At 26.4% G+C, this 16,403-nt stretch carries 21 protein-coding genes and 1 tRNA gene; 13 read left to right on the forward strand and 9 right to left on the reverse strand.

Annotation, left to right across the window (positions count from 1 at the left end; genetic code table 11):
- Nucleotides 1-12: 12 nt before the first annotated feature.
- Nucleotides 13-762: a flagellin gene (locus tag DU473_RS03795; RefSeq protein ID WP_131186546.1), complete on the forward strand. Its 750-nt coding sequence runs from the start codon at nt 13-15 to the stop codon at nt 760-762.
- 18 nt (nt 763-780) lie between these two features.
- Here DU473_RS03795 and DU473_RS03800 read toward each other — a convergent pair whose 3' ends face one another.
- From DU473_RS03800 to DU473_RS03810, 3 genes are read right to left on the reverse strand one after another with little or no spacing between them, the layout of a single operon-like run.
- Nucleotides 781-1,404, reverse strand: coding sequence for a YggS family pyridoxal phosphate-dependent enzyme (locus DU473_RS03800; RefSeq protein WP_131186547.1), 624 nt, complete (start codon nt 1,402-1,404; stop codon nt 781-783).
- On the reverse strand, nt 1,404-1,694 hold the full coding sequence (locus tag DU473_RS03805) for a hypothetical protein (protein ID WP_131165900.1): 291 nt from the start codon (nt 1,692-1,694) through the stop codon (nt 1,404-1,406). The genes DU473_RS03800 and DU473_RS03805 overlap by 1 nt, the downstream gene beginning before the upstream one ends.
- The gene (locus DU473_RS03810; RefSeq protein ID WP_131162982.1) at nt 1,691-2,290 is read right to left on the reverse strand and encodes an MBL fold metallo-hydrolase; all 600 of its coding nucleotides are present in this window, start codon (nt 2,288-2,290) and stop codon (nt 1,691-1,693) included. The genes DU473_RS03805 and DU473_RS03810 overlap by 4 nt, the downstream gene beginning before the upstream one ends.
- A 61-nt stretch (nt 2,291-2,351) precedes the next feature.
- Between DU473_RS03810 and DU473_RS03815 the strand changes: the two genes are divergently transcribed.
- The 7 genes from DU473_RS03815 to DU473_RS03845 are packed head-to-tail and all read left to right on the forward strand — an operon-like array spanning nt 2,352 to nt 7,682.
- The gene (locus DU473_RS03815; protein ID WP_131162983.1) at nt 2,352-3,098 is read left to right on the forward strand and encodes an NAD+ synthase; all 747 of its coding nucleotides are present in this window, start codon (nt 2,352-2,354) and stop codon (nt 3,096-3,098) included.
- A complete protein-coding gene (locus DU473_RS03820; protein ID WP_131186548.1) occupies nt 3,085-3,996 on the forward strand; it encodes a tetraacyldisaccharide 4'-kinase in 912 nt (303 codons plus the stop codon). The genes DU473_RS03815 and DU473_RS03820 overlap by 14 nt, the downstream gene beginning before the upstream one ends.
- Nucleotides 3,983-5,386: a threonine synthase gene (gene thrC / locus DU473_RS03825; RefSeq protein WP_131186549.1), complete on the forward strand. Its 1,404-nt coding sequence runs from the start codon at nt 3,983-3,985 to the stop codon at nt 5,384-5,386. Before DU473_RS03820 ends, thrC begins: the two co-directional genes overlap by 14 nt.
- Nucleotides 5,383-6,102, forward strand: coding sequence for a 3-deoxy-manno-octulosonate cytidylyltransferase (gene kdsB, locus DU473_RS03830; RefSeq protein ID WP_131165905.1), 720 nt, complete (start codon nt 5,383-5,385; stop codon nt 6,100-6,102). Before thrC ends, kdsB begins: the two co-directional genes overlap by 4 nt.
- On the forward strand, nt 6,092-6,532 hold the full coding sequence (gene aac(6') / locus DU473_RS03835) for an aminoglycoside 6'-N-acetyltransferase (RefSeq protein WP_262867963.1): 441 nt from the start codon (nt 6,092-6,094) through the stop codon (nt 6,530-6,532). The genes kdsB and aac(6') overlap by 11 nt, the downstream gene beginning before the upstream one ends.
- A gap of 17 nt (nt 6,533-6,549) precedes the next feature.
- A complete protein-coding gene (locus tag DU473_RS03840; RefSeq protein WP_131165907.1) occupies nt 6,550-7,260 on the forward strand; it encodes a class I SAM-dependent methyltransferase in 711 nt (236 codons plus the stop codon).
- 44 nt (nt 7,261-7,304) lie between these two features.
- Nucleotides 7,305-7,682 (forward strand): TM2 domain-containing protein, encoded by a 378-nt coding sequence (locus tag DU473_RS03845; RefSeq protein ID WP_131162989.1) that lies wholly within the window; start codon nt 7,305-7,307, stop codon nt 7,680-7,682.
- 17 nt (nt 7,683-7,699) lie between these two features.
- On the opposite strand, the gene pyrC is transcribed toward DU473_RS03845, so the two are convergent.
- From pyrC to DU473_RS03865, 4 genes are read right to left on the reverse strand one after another with little or no spacing between them, the layout of a single operon-like run.
- A complete protein-coding gene (gene pyrC / locus DU473_RS03850) occupies nt 7,700-8,707 on the reverse strand; it encodes a dihydroorotase (protein ID WP_131162990.1) in 1,008 nt (335 codons plus the stop codon).
- Nucleotides 8,708-8,755: 48 nt separating this feature from the next.
- Complete coding sequence (locus DU473_RS03855; RefSeq protein WP_131162991.1) at nt 8,756-8,989, reverse strand: replication/maintenance protein RepL; 234 nt, start codon at nt 8,987-8,989, stop codon at nt 8,756-8,758.
- Nucleotides 8,986-9,342: a diacylglycerol kinase gene (locus DU473_RS03860; protein ID WP_131162992.1), complete on the reverse strand. Its 357-nt coding sequence runs from the start codon at nt 9,340-9,342 to the stop codon at nt 8,986-8,988. Before DU473_RS03860 ends, DU473_RS03855 begins: the two co-directional genes overlap by 4 nt.
- Complete coding sequence (locus DU473_RS03865; protein WP_131186551.1) at nt 9,339-10,862, reverse strand: phosphoethanolamine transferase; 1,524 nt, start codon at nt 10,860-10,862, stop codon at nt 9,339-9,341. Before DU473_RS03865 ends, DU473_RS03860 begins: the two co-directional genes overlap by 4 nt.
- Nucleotides 10,863-10,966: 104 nt before the next feature.
- On the opposite strand from DU473_RS03865, the gene DU473_RS03870 reads away from it, so the two are divergent.
- Nucleotides 10,967-11,725 (forward strand): exodeoxyribonuclease III, encoded by a 759-nt coding sequence (locus DU473_RS03870; RefSeq protein WP_131162994.1) that lies wholly within the window; start codon nt 10,967-10,969, stop codon nt 11,723-11,725.
- Here the strand turns inward: DU473_RS03870 and DU473_RS03875 are convergent.
- The gene (locus DU473_RS03875; RefSeq protein ID WP_131162995.1) at nt 11,722-12,285 is read right to left on the reverse strand and encodes a manganese efflux pump MntP; all 564 of its coding nucleotides are present in this window, start codon (nt 12,283-12,285) and stop codon (nt 11,722-11,724) included. The genes DU473_RS03870 and DU473_RS03875 overlap by 4 nt on opposite strands.
- 125 nt (nt 12,286-12,410) lie before the next feature.
- Here DU473_RS03875 and DU473_RS03880 point away from each other — a divergent pair.
- From DU473_RS03880 to DU473_RS03895, 4 genes are all read left to right on the forward strand, one after another.
- A tRNA-Glu gene (locus DU473_RS03880) sits at nt 12,411-12,485 on the forward strand.
- An 89-nt stretch (nt 12,486-12,574) separates the two neighbouring features.
- Nucleotides 12,575-13,399: a UTP--glucose-1-phosphate uridylyltransferase GalU gene (gene galU, locus DU473_RS03885; RefSeq protein WP_131165909.1), complete on the forward strand. Its 825-nt coding sequence runs from the start codon at nt 12,575-12,577 to the stop codon at nt 13,397-13,399.
- The gene (locus DU473_RS03890) at nt 13,393-14,616 is read left to right on the forward strand and encodes a glucose-6-phosphate isomerase (protein WP_131165910.1); all 1,224 of its coding nucleotides are present in this window, start codon (nt 13,393-13,395) and stop codon (nt 14,614-14,616) included. The genes galU and DU473_RS03890 overlap by 7 nt, the downstream gene beginning before the upstream one ends.
- Nucleotides 14,617-14,736: 120 nt before the next feature.
- Nucleotides 14,737-15,204 (forward strand): Dps family protein, encoded by a 468-nt coding sequence (locus DU473_RS03895; protein WP_131162998.1) that lies wholly within the window; start codon nt 14,737-14,739, stop codon nt 15,202-15,204.
- Between the two features lie 32 nt (nt 15,205-15,236).
- Here the strand turns inward: DU473_RS03895 and DU473_RS03900 are convergent, their stop codons facing one another.
- Nucleotides 15,237-16,397, reverse strand: coding sequence for a tetrahydrodipicolinate N-succinyltransferase N-terminal domain-containing protein (locus tag DU473_RS03900; protein ID WP_131162999.1), 1,161 nt, complete (start codon nt 16,395-16,397; stop codon nt 15,237-15,239).
- Between the last annotated feature and the right edge of the window lie 6 nt (nt 16,398-16,403).

Genomic DNA, 16,403 nt, shown 5'->3' on the forward strand with positions numbered 1-16,403 from the left:
AAAGGAGGAACTATGAAAGTCAGTAATACAAATGTAATGCAGCAAAATCATTATTTAGATAGTGCTCAAAAAGCTTCTGAAAAAGCCTTAGGAAACATTGCTGCTGTTAGAGCTATTAGTGGAGTTGATAGTTCTAATTTAGCTATTGCCGATTCTTTAAGATCAAATGCTAGTACTATAGATCAAGGTATTGCTAATGCTTATGATGCTATAGGTGTTTTACAAATAGCTGATGCAAGTTTAAGTAGCATTTCTCAAAGTGCGGATAAATTAAGCGAGCTTTCTGTTAGAATGAATAATGCAGCTTTAAATGATAGTCAAAAATCAATCTTAAGGACTGAAGCATCACGCATTCAAGAATCAATTGAAGATTCTTTTAACAATGCAAGCTATAATGGCAAGAATGTATTTCAAAGTATGGATTTTGTAGTTGGAAGTGGAAGTGAAAATTTTAATTTAAATGCTTTAAATACAAAAAATTTAAGCATTGATGATCCTGAAAGTATTTCAAATTTTAAAGACCAACTTGGAACTTTAAGATCAGAAATTGGATCAGGTATAAATTCTTTAACTTCAAATATTAACTCTAGTGTTCAAAACAGCATTAATGCTAAATCTTCAGAAAGTAATTTATTAAACAATGATTTAGCAAAAAATGTGAATGATTTAAATCAGTCTTATTTAAAAGAAAACGCTTCTGCATTTATAGCAGCACAATCTAATATGATGTTACAAGCTAAACTAGCTAGTTTATTAGGTTAAATAGAGTCTTTTGGGACTCTATTTAAATAAAATACTCCCAAGCCTTACCATATTTGATCCACATTTAATAGCTATTTCAAAATCATTACTCATACCCATAGAGCAAATTGTAGCTTTGTATTTTTTTAAATTTTCATAAATTTTATAAGCTTGTTCAAAATCTTTAGCAATTTGTTTTTTGTCATCACTATGAGAGGCCATGCACATAATTCCGCATAAATTTAAGCGAGGACATTCTTCTTGAATTTGAAGATATTCTTCTAAGGCTTTATCAGGTTGTATTCCTTGTTTAGAGTCTTCTTTTGCTATATTGATTTCAAGTAGAGTATCTAAAGTATAATCTAATTTTTTATCAACTAATTTAGCTATTTTAATTCCATTGCAAGATTGCCATAAATGAGGTTTTTGACGGATTAAAAGATTGATTTTATTGCTTTGAAGATTTCCTATAAAATGCCATTTTATATTTAAATTTTCTTTATCGAGTTCTTCTTTTTTTGTTTTTAAAGCTTGAATACGATTTTCCCCAAATTCTTTAATACCTAGTTTGTAAAAATTTTTAATGGTCACACCATCAACATATTTGCTTGCACCAACTAAACGAATATTTTGTGTAAGTTTTAGTATATTTTCTAAATCCATCAATTCTCTTTTAGTCTCCATCCTAAATAAGCACACGAAAGTGAAAATAAAAAGATAAGATTAAGCTCTAAATTTTTAAAACCAATAAAACTAATAGAAGTAGCACTATATAAAAATCCACCCATAGCACTATACATACAAAGAGTGCTTAAGGTTCCATTTTCTGCCATTTTTTTACAAGGACAAATTTTATAGACTTTCTTCTTTGTTTTATTTTTTAATTTAAGTCCTAGCAATGCAAAACAATTTAAAAAAATAAAAATGTATAATAAAAGAGAATCCAAATTCAATGAAAATACCTTAACCAGCTTGGTAAATGAAGAATCTCTTCTTGTAAAGTACTCTCTTCTCCATGTCCAGGTAAAAGACGAAAATCTTCTTTATAAAGTAGAACTTTTTCTAAACTTTTTTTCATATTTTGAGCATTAGAATAAGGAAAATCCCATCTTCCTATACTCCTATAAAATAAAAAATCTCCACTAAACATTAAATTTTCGCCTTTTACTTCTATCATCGAGCAGCCTGGAGTATGACCAGGTAAAAAATGAAATTTAAAAGTTATGCCATTAATGTCAATGTCATTTTCATTTTCAACTAAAATATCGGCTTTACTTTTTTCAAAACCTTGATTGAAAGGATCTTCAAGAAAAAATGCGTCTAATTTATGAATGTAAATAGGAATATTGAATTTCTTTTTAACTTTGGCATTATCCCATACATGATCGTAATGTCCATGAGTATTTAAAATGGCTATAGGATTTTTAATATTTTTTTCTATAAATTCTAAAGCTCCCATACCAGGATCTATGATAAATTCGCCTTTGTTTGTATTTAAAATATAACAATTTGTTTCATAAGGACCACAAGCTTGTTTAATTATTTGCATTTTAATCCTTCTTGCTTTAAAATTTATTATAATTATACATTATTTTAAAGGTATAAAACTTATGGATTATGAAAAATTAACTCAAAGAATTTATGAATTTATAAAAACAAAGGTTAAAAGTGCGAATGCAAAAGGAGTAGTGCTTGGTTTAAGCGGAGGAATTGATTCAGCATTAGTAGCAACACTTTGCAAGAATGCTTTAAAAACTGATATTTTTGCTCTTTTGATGCCAAGTAAATACTCAAACGAACAAAATTTACAAGATGCTCTTAAACTTTGTAAAAAATTAAATATAGAATATAAAATTATTAAAATTGATAAAATTTTAGCTTCATTTTTAGAGCAAAGTCAGGATACAAACAAAATTAGAATGGGTAATTTATGCGCTAGAATTCGTATGAGCTTGCTTTATGATTATTCTGCATTAAAAGGATATTTGGTTGTTGGAACTTCAAATAAAAGCGAGTTGATGTTAGGCTATGGAACAATTTATGGAGATTTAGCTTGTGCTTTTAACCCTATAGGAAGTCTTTATAAAAGCGAAATTTATAATTTGGCTACATTTTTAAATTTAGATCAAGCCTTTATACAAAAAGCTCCAAGTGCTGATCTTTGGGTAGGGCAAAATGATCAAGAGGATTTAGGTTTTTCTTATGAGGAAATTGATCAAGGCTTAAAAGCTTTAGAATTTAATGATGAAAAGAAAATACTAAAATTGAATCCTGAGCTAATTTCCATGCTTAAAGAAAGAATGGCAAAGAACGCCTTTAAAAGATCTTTACCGGAAATATTTAATGACTTGGCTTGATAGGTATTTTTTTAAACCATCTTTTTGGCAAAAGTGTTTGGCTTTTATCTTGCTTCCTGTAAGTTTTTTATATTCTTTGATGGCTATTTTAAATTTATATTTTAGAAAAAACATAGATTTTAAAAAACCCATTATTAGTGTGGGAAATTTAAGTTTTGGTGGCAATGGAAAAACTCCAATATGCAAAGCTATTGCCAAAGAATTTGAAGGAGTTTTTATCGTGCTTAGAGGATATAAAAGAAAAAGTAAAGGACTTTTTGTTGTAAAAGCCAATAACCAAATTTTATGCGATGTAATGCAAAGTGGCGATGAAGCTATGGAATATGCTTATGAAGAAAATATAAGCGGAGTAATAGTAAGTGAAAATAGAGCAAAAGGTATACAAAAAGCTTTTGATTTAGGAGCTAAAATTATTTTACTTGATGATGCTTTTTCAAAATTTTATATCAAAAAGTTTGATATTTTATTAGAAAGCAAGATAGAGCCTTATTTTAATTTTACTTTGCCAAGTGGAGCTTATAGACTTCCTAAATTTTATAAAAAGAAGGCAAATTTTATTGCAAAAGAGGGTAAAGATTTTTATCGCTACTCTTTTGTAAAGGAAAATCCTAAAGCTATTTTAGTAACAGCTATTGCTAAGCCTTTTAGGCTTTATGAGCATTTTATAAAGGCTAGAGCTTGTTATTTTTTTAATGATCATTATGAATTTAAAAAAGAAGAACTTAAAAAATTACTTGATAAACATCATTGTGATACTTTAATGCTTACTTTTAAAGACTATGTGAAAGTAAAAGATTTTGGTTTTAAGTGTCAAATTATAGAATTAAATATAGAATTAGAAGATAGTTTTAAAAAAGTTTTACAAAACTATTTAAGGAGTTTTAATGCAACTTGTTAGCACAAGAGATGGAAAAAATAAAGTAGATTTTAAAGAAGCCTTAATTAATCCTAGTGCAAAAGATGGAGGACTTTATACTTTTGATGAGATTTTGCCTTTTAATGCTTATAATTTAAAAGATTTAAGTTATGAAGAATTTGCTTTAAAATTTATAGAACAATTTCATTTTGGTTATATTGATTTATTTAAAAAGGCCTTGCAAACCTATAAAGAATTTGATGATAAAACAGCTTTATTTTTAAGAAAAGTAAATGAAAATTTGTTTATCAATGAGCTTTATCATGGCCCAACTCGTGCTTTTAAAGATATGGCTTTGCAACCTTTTGGCGTACTTTTAAATGAATTAAATAAAAATGATAAAATTTTAATTATTTGTGCAACAAGTGGTGATACTGGACCAGCTACTTTAAAAAGTTTTGAAAAATTTCAAAATATTAAGGTTGTTTGCATTTATCCTAAAGATGGCACAAGTGAAATTCAAGCTTTGCAAATGCAAGCTTTAAATAAAAATCACTTAAGAGTTTTTGCAATAGAAGGAAATTTTGATGATGCTCAAAATACTTTAAAAAAGTTATTATTAAAAGATGATTTTAAAAGGATATTGAGCAATTTAGATTTTAAACTTTGTGTAGCAAATTCTATTAATTTTGGAAGAATTTTGTTTCAAATGATTTATCATTACTATGCTTGTGTGAAACTTGATAAAGTATTAGATGTTATAGTTCCAAGTGGTAATTTTGGCAATGCTTTAGCAGCATATTATGCCAAAAAAATGGGAGCTAAAATAGATCGTATTAAAATTGCTACTAATTCTAATGATGTTTTAAGTGATTTTTTCAATCAAGGTATTTATGATATAAGAGAAAGAAGTCTTAAAAAAACTATTTCTCCAGCTATGGATATATTAATTTCTTCAAATATAGAGCGTTTGCTTTTTGATAAATTTAAAGATTTAAGAACCAAAGAATTGATGAATGACTTAAAAGAAAAAAAATATTTTTATTTAAATAAAGATGAACTTGATAGTTTAAAGCAAGATTTTGATGCTTCTTCTTGTTCAGATTTAGAATGTATGAATTTTATTAAAAAATATTCTAAAGATTTTTTAATTGATCCACATACGGCAACTTGTTTTAAACTTTTAGATGAAGATAAAAGTACTCTTATAACTTCAACAGCAGAATGGACAAAATTTACCCCAAGTATATACAAAGCTTTATTTGATCAAGAGTTAAATAATGAAAAAGAAGCTATGCTTGAAATTGCTTTAAAATTTGATTATCAAATAAAACCAGATTTACTTGCTTTATTTGATATAAAAAATGAGAATTTAAAAGCTTATAAGTGTGATGAGCTTGAAAATGAAATTATAGATTGGATAAAACAATGATAATTATACCTGCTAGATTAAAATCAACAAGATTTCCTAAAAAAATTCTTTATAAAATTAATAATGTTCCAATGTTTATAGCAACAGCTCAAAAAATGTCAAAAATTGATGAGGTGATTATAGCTTTAGATGATGAAGAGGTTTTAAAAATTGCTAAAGATTTTGGTTTTAAGGCAGTTTTAACTTCAAAAGATCATGAAAGTGGCACAGATAGGATTAAAGAAGCAAGTGATATTTTAAATTTAAATGAAAATGAAATTATTATCAATGTGCAAGCTGATGAGCCTTTTATAGAGGAAGAAAATATAATTAAATTTAAAGAATTTTGTTCTATGAATTTAAATGAAGATGTTTTTATGGCAAGTTGTTATAAAAATATATCTAAAATTGAAGCTAGTGATCCAAATTTGGTCAAAGTTGTAATTGATAAATTTGATTTTGCCTTATATTTTTCAAGAGCTAAAATTCCTTTTGAAAGAGAAGATTATAATGATTTTAAAGGACACTTAGGAATTTATGGTTATAGGGTTAAATCATTAAAAGAATTTTGTGCATTTAAAAGTTCAAATTTAGAAAAAAGTGAAAAATTAGAACAATTAAGAGCATTAGAAAATGGTAAAAAAATTAAAATGCTTAAAATTGCTACTAAAAGTATAGGCATAGATACTTTAGAGGATTATGAAAAGGCATTAAAAATTTTTGATCATGCACATTAAAAAAGCAAATTTAAGTGATTTACCAATTTTATTACCATTGGCTTTTTTACTTTTTGGTGGTGATAAAAATACTTTAGAACAAGAACTTAAGAAGTTGCTTTGTTCTAAAAATCATATTTTTTTCTTATTGTATGTAGAAAATAAAGAGATTGCTTTTGCATCAGCTTCTTTAAGATTTGATTATGTAGAAGGATCTAAAACATCTCCTGTTGGTTATTTGGAGGCAATTTTTGTTAAAGAAGAATTTAGGAGAAAATCTTATGCAAGTTCTTTATTAAAAGCTTGCCAGTTATGGGCTTTAGAACAAGGAGCTTTAGAATTTGCAAGTGATTGTGAGTCTAAGAATCTTGATAGTATTAAATTTCATCAAGCTATGGGTTTTGATATTGCCAATCATCTTGTTTGTTTTATAAAAAAACTTAAAATTTAATTTTTGATAGGACTAAAATGAATTTATGGGATAAAAAAGCTAAAACTTACGCAAGATATAGTGAGACTTTAAATAAAATTCAGCAAGATAGTTTTGAAGAATTTAAAAAATTGAATATAGATTTTAAAGATAAATTGATGATTGATATAGGTTGTGGAACAGGAGTTTGGACTTTACATTTTGCAAAAGTAGCTAAAGAAATTTTAGCATTAGATAGTTCAAAAATCATGTTAGAAATTTTAAGTCAAGATGCTTTGAATTTGGGCATAAATAATATTAAATATCAGAATTTAAGTTTTGATCTTTTTTATAAAGAAAATCCTCATTTTAGATGTGATATAGCTTTTTTAAGCATGTCTCCTGCTTTGCAAAATGGAATAGATTATAAAAATTTTATGACTTTGGCTCCACTTAGAATTTATCTTGGATGGGCTGATTATAGAAAGAGTGATTTTTTAGATCCTATTTTTAGACATTTTAATACAGAATTTAAAGGATTTTATAAAAAAGATTTAGAAAATTTTTTAATTGAGAAAAATATTAAATTTCATAAGATAATTTTTAATGAGATGCGAGTAGTTCAAAGAAGTCGTGAGGAAGCTATTGAAAATGCTTTGTGGCATTTAGATATGAATGGAGTAAAAACAGATAAAAGGATATTAGAAAATTTTATAAAAGAAGAAGTAAAAGAGCAAATTGAATCAAAAATAAAACTTCTAATTTTTTGAATTTTTAGATATTATAACGCTTTTTATTTTTTAAGGAATGCTTAATGGATGCTAATATTGCTTTAATGATGATTTCTGATAAAATTCCATCACAAAGTTTACCTCTTGTTCAAGAAAAACTCAAAAATTCTAGTGAAGATAAAATTAATAACATTGCAACTTTAAATTTCAAAAGCCATATTGTTGGTTTAATTTTAGGTTTCTTTTTGGGTATTTTTGGAGCCGATCGTTTTTATAAAGGTGATATTAAATTAGGTCTTTTAAAACTTTTAACTTGGATTATAGGTGTGATTACGATTTGGATTTTTATAGGCAGTTTTATTTTGTTTGTATTATGGATTTGGTGTATTGTGGATTATTTTTTAGTGTGGAAAGGCATTAAAAAAGATAATCTTAAAAAAATTTTAACAGCATTAGAATAAATCCTAAATTATATAATTTAGGATTTTACTTGAAATCTTAAATTTTCTCCAGCCATAAAAGGAATAATTTTTTCATTTTCATTTTTATACTCGTTTGGAACCTGCCAATTTTCATTATCTAAAGTAATAATCTTATCCTCTTTAAAACTTAAATTATGGATTTTACAAGCGTTGTCTGATATAAATTTTTGTAAATTTTCTTGATTTGAGTGTTTTTGAAATAATTCAGCTAAAACGCTTAAGGCTATAGGAGCACTAAAAATTCCTGCTGCACAACCACAGCATTCTTTTTCATCTTTTGGATGAGGAGCACTATCGCTTCCAAACATTACTTTTTCATAAGCATTAAAGGCTAATTCACAAAGTGCAGTTTTATCTTCATAAGTTTTAGCAATAGGCTTACAAAAAAGATGAGGTTTCATTTTTCCACCAATGACATCATCTAAAGTAAGTATTAAATGATGCAAGGTGATGGTTGCATATAAATTTTCATAATCTTTTAGTAGTTTGCAAAGTGTCTTAGTGCTTATATGTTCCATTATAATTTTAAGATTTTTAAAATTTTTTGCCAATTTTTCATAAATTTTTGAAAAATTGCTTTCTCTATCCATTACAAAATCATTTGTTTCCCCGTGTACTAATAAAGGAATATTTAAAGCACTCATAGCTTCTAAAGTAGGTTTTAAAGTTTCAATTTCAAAATTTGAAATTCCATTTTCTGAATTTGTGGTGATTCCTGCTGGATAAAGTTTGATAGCAAAAATTTCATCTTTTGCATTTTCTAAAAATTTTTCATCATAATTTTTAAAAAAAAGTGTCATTAAAGGAGTAAAGTGGTTATCATTGCTTACCTTTAAAATACGCTCTTTATAAGCTTTTAATGATTTAATATCACAAAGTGGAGGAACTAAATTAGGCATAATGACAGCTGCACGAAAATCTTTTGTGCTTAAAGGTGCAACAAGTTTTAACATTGATTCATCTCTTAAATGTAAATGCATATCCAAAGGATTTTTAAGCTTCATTTTTACTCCTTGTTATAAATTTTTATAATTATATAAATGAATACATATTTATTCTTTAATATAAAGTTGATAAAAACCATTTTTGAGTTTTTTAAAAACTTTTTTTTCTTCTAAAAATTTAAAAGTTGCAATAATTGTAGGTTTGCTTTGATGAAGTTTTTTTTCAATATCACTTATTTTTATCATAATAAATCCATTATCATCAGCATTTTCACATAAAAATTTTAAAAGTTCATAACGCTTTTTTCCAAAAAGTTCTTTTATCAAATTTTCAAATTTCATAAATATAAATGTCCCAAAATAATTCCCCAAGTAAAAAGAGCCAAAACGATACTAAAAAATACAGCGCTTGAACCATAGTCTTTTGCCATTTTTGCTTTTTCGTGCCATTTGTCTGTTGTTAAATCAACGCAAGATTCAATTGCTGAATTTAATGCTTCTATAATTAAAATAAGCATTAGAACAAAAATTAAAATTAAATGTTCCAACAAAGAAATTGGGAGAAAAAAGCTTATAATAATAGCAGGAATAATAATACCAAGCTCTATACAAAAAGAAGTTTCATTTTTAATAAGACTCCAAATTCCTTCTATAGCATATTTAGTATTTTTAAAAAAATGATATTTTGGTTTCAAGGATTAGCCTTTAAGGAATTATTAAACAAATCATAATTACTTTGATAAACATTGCTTTTTACATTAAAATATCCCAAAAGAGAGCTAAAAAGATTATCTTGAGAAAGTTTTAAATTTTTGTATTTTTCTGCTAATTTTATTAAATTACTATCATTACTCCAAAAAATTAAAGGAATGTGTGTTTGATATTTTGGAGCAAAAGCATAAGGCATTCCATGAAGATATAAACCATTTTCTCCCAAGCTTTCTCCATGATCAGAAATATAAATTAATGAACTTTGAAAATCATTTTTTTCTTTTAAAAGTGTAATAATTTCACTTAAAATAAAGTCTGTATAAAGTAGGGTATTATCGTAAGTATTAATAAGTGCTTCTTGTGAACATTTATCAAGCGTATTGGTATCGCAAGTTGGTAAAAATTTTTTAAATTCTTTAGGATAACGTTTGTAATAAGTCGGTCCATGCGATCCTTGTAAATGCAATACTATAATATTTTGATTTTTGAGATTTTCTAGTTTTTCTTTGAGTGAGTCGAGTAAATTCCCATCATATTGATAAGAATATAATTCTGTTTGTTTAATGCGATCGCAAACTCCCTTGCAACCTCCTGAATTATTATCAATCCAAATAGTATTGATTCCAAGTTTTTGTAAAATATCTAAAGCATTTTCTTGAAATTCGTTGATTGAGAAATCTTCTCTTTTTGAAATGGAAAACATGCAAGGTAAACTTATAGCTGTAGCTGTTCCACACGAGCTTACATTATTAAAAAAGATTACCTTTTCTTTTTTAGTGTAAGCGTTTGTATCATTTATAGTATAACCTCCCAAAGAGTAATTTGCTGCTCTTGCGGTTTCGCCCACTACCAAAATAAGAAGTTTTTTGCTGGTATTATCTTCTATATAAGCATCATTTTCTATGATTTTAAATTTTTCTTTGGCTTTTATATTTTTACTATAGTAGCGCCATAAAGAGTAAATTTGATAAAAAGGGGTGTTATACATTCTAATTTCATTATAATTTCTAAAAAATGGAATATAAGTTTTAGTTAAAGGTAAAAATATACATAAAAATAAAATTAAAGCTAAAAATATACTCATTATTTTAGTAGGAAGTATTTTAGAATTAACTATTTTTAATTTAATAATAAAAATGATTAATATTAAAGAACCTAGAGTTAAAAGGATTAAACGCCAATTTAAGAGTTCTTTGACTTCTTTTATATCTGTTTGCATAGCATTTAAAATCATATCTGAGTCTATTAAAACTCCATAATAATAAATAAAATATATGCTTATTAAAGAACTTAAAATAAAAAATATAGAGAAAAATTTTGTAAGAAATTTAATAAACAATAAAGAAAAAATAGTATGTATCAATAAAAAATACATAACAATGAAAGCCAAAGTAAGCCAAGTATTTTGAATCTTTTCATATACAAAAATAAAAAGATTGAAATTTAAGCAAGTTATTAATAAAGAATTTAATAATACAAATTTAAACCATGAGATTTTTAGCATATTTTCCTTTCAAATTCAAAAATTTATTATAAAAATATTAAATTAACGCATGGCACAAATTGAAAAAATGTGTTATGATTGCACTTTTTATTTTAAGGATAGATATGAAGTTATTATCTTGGAATGTAAATGGTTTAAGAGCTATTTGTGATAAAAATGCATTAGATTGGATCAATGAAGAAAAAATTGATTTTATAGGTTTTCAAGAAATCAAAGCTCATGAAGATAAGTTTCCTAAAAAAATTTATGAATATCCTTTTAAATATATTTATTCTAATTCTGCAAAAAGGCCAGGATATTCTGGAGTTATGAGTCTTTGTAATTTTGAATGCGAAGTAAAAAAATGTGAATTTTTTGATGATGATGAAGGAAGGGTTTTAGAACATCGTTTTAATAATATAGTTCTTTTTAATATTTATTTTCCTAATGGACAAAAAGATGAAGAACGTTTAAATTTTAAAATGAAATTTTATAAAGATTTTTTAATATATCTTGAAAAACTTTTAAATGAAAAAAAAGAAATTATTATTTGTGGCGATGTAAATACTGCACATAAAGAAATAGATCTTACTCATCCAAAAGCAAATTCAAATACTTCAGGATTTTTACCTATAGAAAGAGCTTGGATTGATGATTTGCTTAATATGGGTTTTATTGATACATTTAGAGAAATCAATGGAGATGTCAAAGAAAGATATTCGTGGTGGAGTTATAGAATGAAAGCAAGAGAAAGAAATGTGGGTTGGAGAATTGATTATTTTTTTATTTCCGCTGGTTTAAAAAATAAATTAAAAAATGCTTTTATAAGAGATGATGTGTTTGGCTCAGATCATGCTCCTGTTGGTATTGAGATTGATATTTAATCAAAAAATAGATGCTGAATCAAAATTTTTACCCCAAGCAAGATTAAAACTCCACCTCCTAATAACTCTGCTTTAGAGCTTAGATAAACGCCAAATTGATTACCAATTTTAAGTGCAAAAATACAAAGTATAAAGGTAATAAAACCAATTAAAAAAAGTGCCAATAATAAATTGACTTGTAAAAAAGCAAAACTTACTCCTATGGCAAATGCATCAATACTTGTTGCAATGGCTAAGGAGAGCATGGTTTTAAAATTAAATTCGTTTGCTATATTTTCACAACTTTTATTTTCAAATGATTCTTTAATCATTTTTATGCCAATAAAAGCAAGCAGTATAAAAGCTATCCAATGATCAATTTCTCTAACAAAAGGTTCAAATTCTATCCCTATAATATATCCTAATAAAGGCATTAAAGCTTGAAAGCCACCAAAATAAACTCCTACCAAAAGATAATGTTTTATATTTAATTTTTTAACGCTAAAACCTTTGCATAAAGAGACAGCAAAAGCATCCATTGCCAAAGCAATAGATAGAAAAATTAAACTAAAAATATCCATATTTAACCTTTGTATGATTTGCAAAAATAATGAAATTATAATTTAAAAATATTAATTTATAATTTAATATAATATTAAGAATAATAAATGTATAATTCATTCTTTAAAACTCAATTAAACTGAAAGGCCCATTCGTCTAGCGGTTAGGACATCGCCCTTTCACGGCGGTAACACGAGTTCGAGTCTCGTATGGGTCACCACTTTTTTATAAAATCATACTTTGCTTTCTAAATTAATTTTTAATAAATTCTGTTATAATTTTTCTAATAAAATAAGATAAGGAAAATTTATGCTTCAAACTTGTATTTTTCCAGCAGCTGGTTATGGAACAAGATTTTTACCCGCAACAAAAACTCTTCCAAAAGAAATGTTACCAATTCTTAATAAGCCTCTTATTCATTATGGTGTTGATGAAGCTTTAGAGGCTGGTATGGATAATATGGGATTTGTAACAGGAAGAGGAAAGAGAGCTTTAGAGGATTATTTTGATATTTCATATGAACTCGAACATCAAATTTCAGGAACAAAAAAAGAGTATTTATTAAATGATATAAGATCTTTAATAGATCGTTGTACTTTTACATTTACAAGACAAAATCAAATGAAAGGCTTGGGTGATGCGATTTTAAAAAGCAAACCATTAGTTGGAGATGAGGCTTTTGGGGTGATATTAGCTGATGATTTGTGCGTTAATGAAGAAGGCTTTAATGTAATGTCTCAGATGGTTAAAATTTATGAAAAATATCGTTGCACCATTGTTGCAGTTATGGAAGTACCAAAAGATCAAGTTTCAAATTATGGAATAGTTACTGGAAATAATGTAGAAGATAATTTAGTTATGGTAAATTCTATGATAGAAAAACCAGATATTAATGAAGCTCCAAGTAATTTAGCAATAATAGGAAGATATATTTTAACTCCAGATATTTTTGGTATTTTAGAAAATACTAAAGCTGGAAAAAATGGAGAAATTCAACTTACTGATGCTTTATTAACTCAAGCTTTAAGTGGTATGGTTTTAGCTTATAAATTTCAAGGAAAACGTTTTGATTGTGGGAGTGTTGATGGCTTTGTTGAAGCAACTAATTTTTTCTATAAGAAAAGTTTATGCTAAAAAATACTTTATTTTTTAAGACGACAAAATTTGAGAATATTAGATCTTATGCTAATCGTATTAATGATGAATTTGAAAGTGGTGATATAGGGTATTATCATTTAATTGATACAAGTTTAAAACTTATTGATGAAAGTAAAGAATTTATCAAAGATAAAGAATATATTAAAAATATTATTTTAGTTGGAATGGGCGGATCAAGTTGTGGGGTGAAAGCTCTAAAAGATTTGCTTTTTAATCAAAGTACGAGTTTAAAAAATCTTTATATTATAGATAATACTTCATCTTCTATTTTGATGGAAATTTTAGAATGTATTGATATTAAAGAAAGTCTTTTTTTAATTACAAGTAAAACGGGTAATACTATTGAGGTTATTTCAATTTTTAAAATTATTATTGGATATTTTAATTTAAAATTGAATGAGTTGCAAGATTATTTTATTTTTATTACAGATAAAGATTCAAATCTGCATAAGCAAGCTAAAGATTTAAATATAAAAACTTTTTTTATTCCAAATAATGTTGGAGGACGTTTTAGTATACTTTCGGCTGTAGGTATAGTGCCGTTTTGTTTTTGTGGTTATGATGCAAAAGATCTTTTAAATGGAGCTAGAGCTTGTTTTGAAGATTTTTTTATCCATAAAAAAGATGAAATTTTGCAAAAAGCTTATCATTATTGTACGCATAAAAATGCCAATATTAATGTTTTATTTAGTTATAATGATATTTTTAGAGGTTTTAATGAATGGTATATACAGCTTATTGCTGAGAGTTTGGGCAAAAAACAAGGATACAAAAGAATAGGTTTAACTCCTATTGCTTTAATTGGAGCAAGAGATCAGCATAGTTTTTTGCAACTTATTATGGATGGTCCTAAAAATAAAACTATAACTTTTCTAAAAATAAAAAATCTTAAAAATTCTCCTATCATACCAGATATTAATTTTAAATTTTTAGATTCATCAAGTAATAATATAAAATTACAAGAACTTTTAAATGCTCAGTGTGATGCAACAATGCATGCATTAATTTCTGAAAATCTTAGTGTTGATTTGATTGAAATTGAATATCTTGATCCTTGGCATATAGGGTATTTAATGTATTATTATGAACTTTTTACTTCTGCTTGCGGGATTATGCTAGGAATAAACACTTATGATCAACCTGGTGTTGAAGTTGGAAAGCTTATTTTAAAAAATATATTAAATTCTCGTTAATTTTTTACAGAAAAAGAGTATAATAGAGTAAAGTAAAATTATAATAAAAAATTTTATTTAATAATAATTATTATTTAATAATTTTATGTTATAATTTTAAAAATTAAAAAAGGAGATAAAATGTCAGTAGTAAATCAATTATTACAAATTCAAGCAGATGCACATCATTTATGGATTAAATTTCATAATTATCATTGGAATGTTAAAGGACTTCAGTTTTTTGCAATCCACGAATATACAGAAAAAGCTTATGAAGAAATGGCTGAACTTTTTGATGATTGTGCTGAGAGAGTATTGCAACTTGGAGAAAAAGCTATAGTTTGCAGAAAGACTTTAGTAGAAAAAGCTAAAAGTCCAAAAGTAGATAAAGATTGCTTTACTCCTATTGAAGTGGTTGATCTTATTAAACAAGATTATGAATATCTTTTAGGAGAATTTAAAAAATTAAATGAAGAATCTGAAAAAGTCAATGATACAACTACAGCTGCTTTTGCACAAGAAAAAATTGCTAAATATGAAAAAGATCTTTGGATGTTAAGATCAACTTTACAAAGTTCTTGTCAAACAAGTTCTCAAAGCTGTTGTTAAATAAATAATTTTAAGCAGAGAAATTTCTCTGCTTAATGTAAATCTTCATTAAGTTTTATTGCTTTTTTATTAAATCCTACGATCATAGCCCCGCTAATAGAATCTTGTCTAAAATGAAGTCCATTTAAACCTTGAAGTTCTAATCCTTTATACATATCTTTTGAAAATTCAAAATCTTTATTTACTTTTTGAAGTTTGTCTTTATCCTTAAGCAAGAATTTAGTTCCTTCTAAAACAGCAATTCCAGCATCGACTATACAATTATCTCCTAAAGGTATGCCTGTGACTGAATTTGCCCCTAGAAGACAAGATTTGCCTATGCTAATAGCATTTCCACTTGTTCCACTTAATACACCCAAGATAGAAGCACCACCTCCTATATCAGTACCTTCTCCAACTATTACTGAGGAACTAATACGTCCTTCAACCATACAAGCACCTGTTGTGCCTGAATTAAAATTAACATAGCTTGCACCTGGCATTATAGTTGTTCCTGCTGCTAGATGCGCTCCCATTCTAACTTTAGAACTTTCAAGAATTCTTGTATTTTCTTCTGGGATAATATGAGATAAAAATCTTGGAAATTTATCAACAAAATCAATTTTTGGATATTGATTTTTCATCTTAAGTTTCATTTGATTGACTCTTAAATATTCTAATTCTATAGGTTTATCATCACTCCAAGCAACATTACTTAAAAGACCAAAAGCTCCATTTAAATTTAAAGATCTTAAAGGAACTTTCTTGGTTGAAATAAGATAAAGCTTTAAATAGACACTTTCAACGCTTAAAGGTTCTTTGTCTTCAAAAATACACACAAAAGCATATTCATCATCTTTAAAAGATTCTTTAATAATTTTGAGCAAATCAATATTTTGATGACCTTCTTCTTCTAAAAATGGCTTAAAACAAGAAAGAGCAAATTCAATATCCTCTAATTTTAAGACATTGACAAATTCACTTGCGTTAAAGTCAATCTCTACTCCTCTTTTATTAAAAGCTTCAAACATGATGGCAGCCGAAGCATAATTTTGTTCAAAATTTACAAAAGCAAAATTTGCTTGTAAAATTTTATTTTTATTAATTTGTCCGCGATCAAGTCTTGCGATACCAAAAGCTTTTGGACTTTTATATCCTTGTTTTTGTTCTATTTGTTTTACAAAAAGTAAAAAATCTTCTTTAGAATTTATCATTATTTT

The sequence above is a fragment of the Campylobacter novaezeelandiae genome, from assembly GCF_004323845.1.
GTDB classification, from domain to species: Bacteria; Campylobacterota; Campylobacteria; order Campylobacterales; family Campylobacteraceae; genus Campylobacter_D; species Campylobacter_D novaezeelandiae.

Bases quoted from the DNA above. Each gene is read 5' to 3' on its own strand.
- DU473_RS03845 (WP_131162989.1), top strand. From the start codon at position 7,305: ATGGATGCTAATATTGCTTTAATGATGATTTCTGATAAAATTCCATCA.
- DU473_RS03795 (WP_131186546.1), top strand. From the start codon at position 13: ATGAAAGTCAGTAATACAAATGTAATGCAGCAAAATCATTATTTAGAT.
- DU473_RS03800 (WP_131186547.1), bottom strand. From the start codon at position 1,404: ATGGATTTAGAAAATATACTAAAACTTACACAAAATATTCGTTTAGTT.
- DU473_RS03840 (WP_131165907.1), top strand. From the start codon at position 6,550: ATGAATTTATGGGATAAAAAAGCTAAAACTTACGCAAGATATAGTGAG.
- galU (WP_131165909.1), top strand. From the start codon at position 12,575: ATGCTTCAAACTTGTATTTTTCCAGCAGCTGGTTATGGAACAAGATTT.
- DU473_RS03815 (WP_131162983.1), top strand. From the start codon at position 2,352: ATGGATTATGAAAAATTAACTCAAAGAATTTATGAATTTATAAAAACA.
- DU473_RS03820 (WP_131186548.1), top strand. From the start codon at position 3,085: ATGACTTGGCTTGATAGGTATTTTTTTAAACCATCTTTTTGGCAAAAG.
- DU473_RS03890 (WP_131165910.1), top strand. From the start codon at position 13,393: ATGCTAAAAAATACTTTATTTTTTAAGACGACAAAATTTGAGAATATT.
- DU473_RS03865 (WP_131186551.1), bottom strand. From the start codon at position 10,862: ATGCTAAAAATCTCATGGTTTAAATTTGTATTATTAAATTCTTTATTA.
- DU473_RS03895 (WP_131162998.1), top strand. From the start codon at position 14,737: ATGTCAGTAGTAAATCAATTATTACAAATTCAAGCAGATGCACATCAT.
- DU473_RS03810 (WP_131162982.1), bottom strand. From the start codon at position 2,290: ATGCAAATAATTAAACAAGCTTGTGGTCCTTATGAAACAAATTGTTAT.
- pyrC (WP_131162990.1), bottom strand. From the start codon at position 8,707: ATGAAGCTTAAAAATCCTTTGGATATGCATTTACATTTAAGAGATGAA.
- DU473_RS03875 (WP_131162995.1), bottom strand. From the start codon at position 12,285: ATGGATATTTTTAGTTTAATTTTTCTATCTATTGCTTTGGCAATGGAT.
- DU473_RS03855 (WP_131162991.1), bottom strand. From the start codon at position 8,989: ATGAAATTTGAAAATTTGATAAAAGAACTTTTTGGAAAAAAGCGTTAT.
- DU473_RS03900 (WP_131162999.1), bottom strand. From the start codon at position 16,397: ATGATAAATTCTAAAGAAGATTTTTTACTTTTTGTAAAACAAATAGAA.
- thrC (WP_131186549.1), top strand. From the start codon at position 3,983: ATGCAACTTGTTAGCACAAGAGATGGAAAAAATAAAGTAGATTTTAAA.
- kdsB (WP_131165905.1), top strand. From the start codon at position 5,383: ATGATAATTATACCTGCTAGATTAAAATCAACAAGATTTCCTAAAAAA.
- DU473_RS03870 (WP_131162994.1), top strand. From the start codon at position 10,967: ATGAAGTTATTATCTTGGAATGTAAATGGTTTAAGAGCTATTTGTGAT.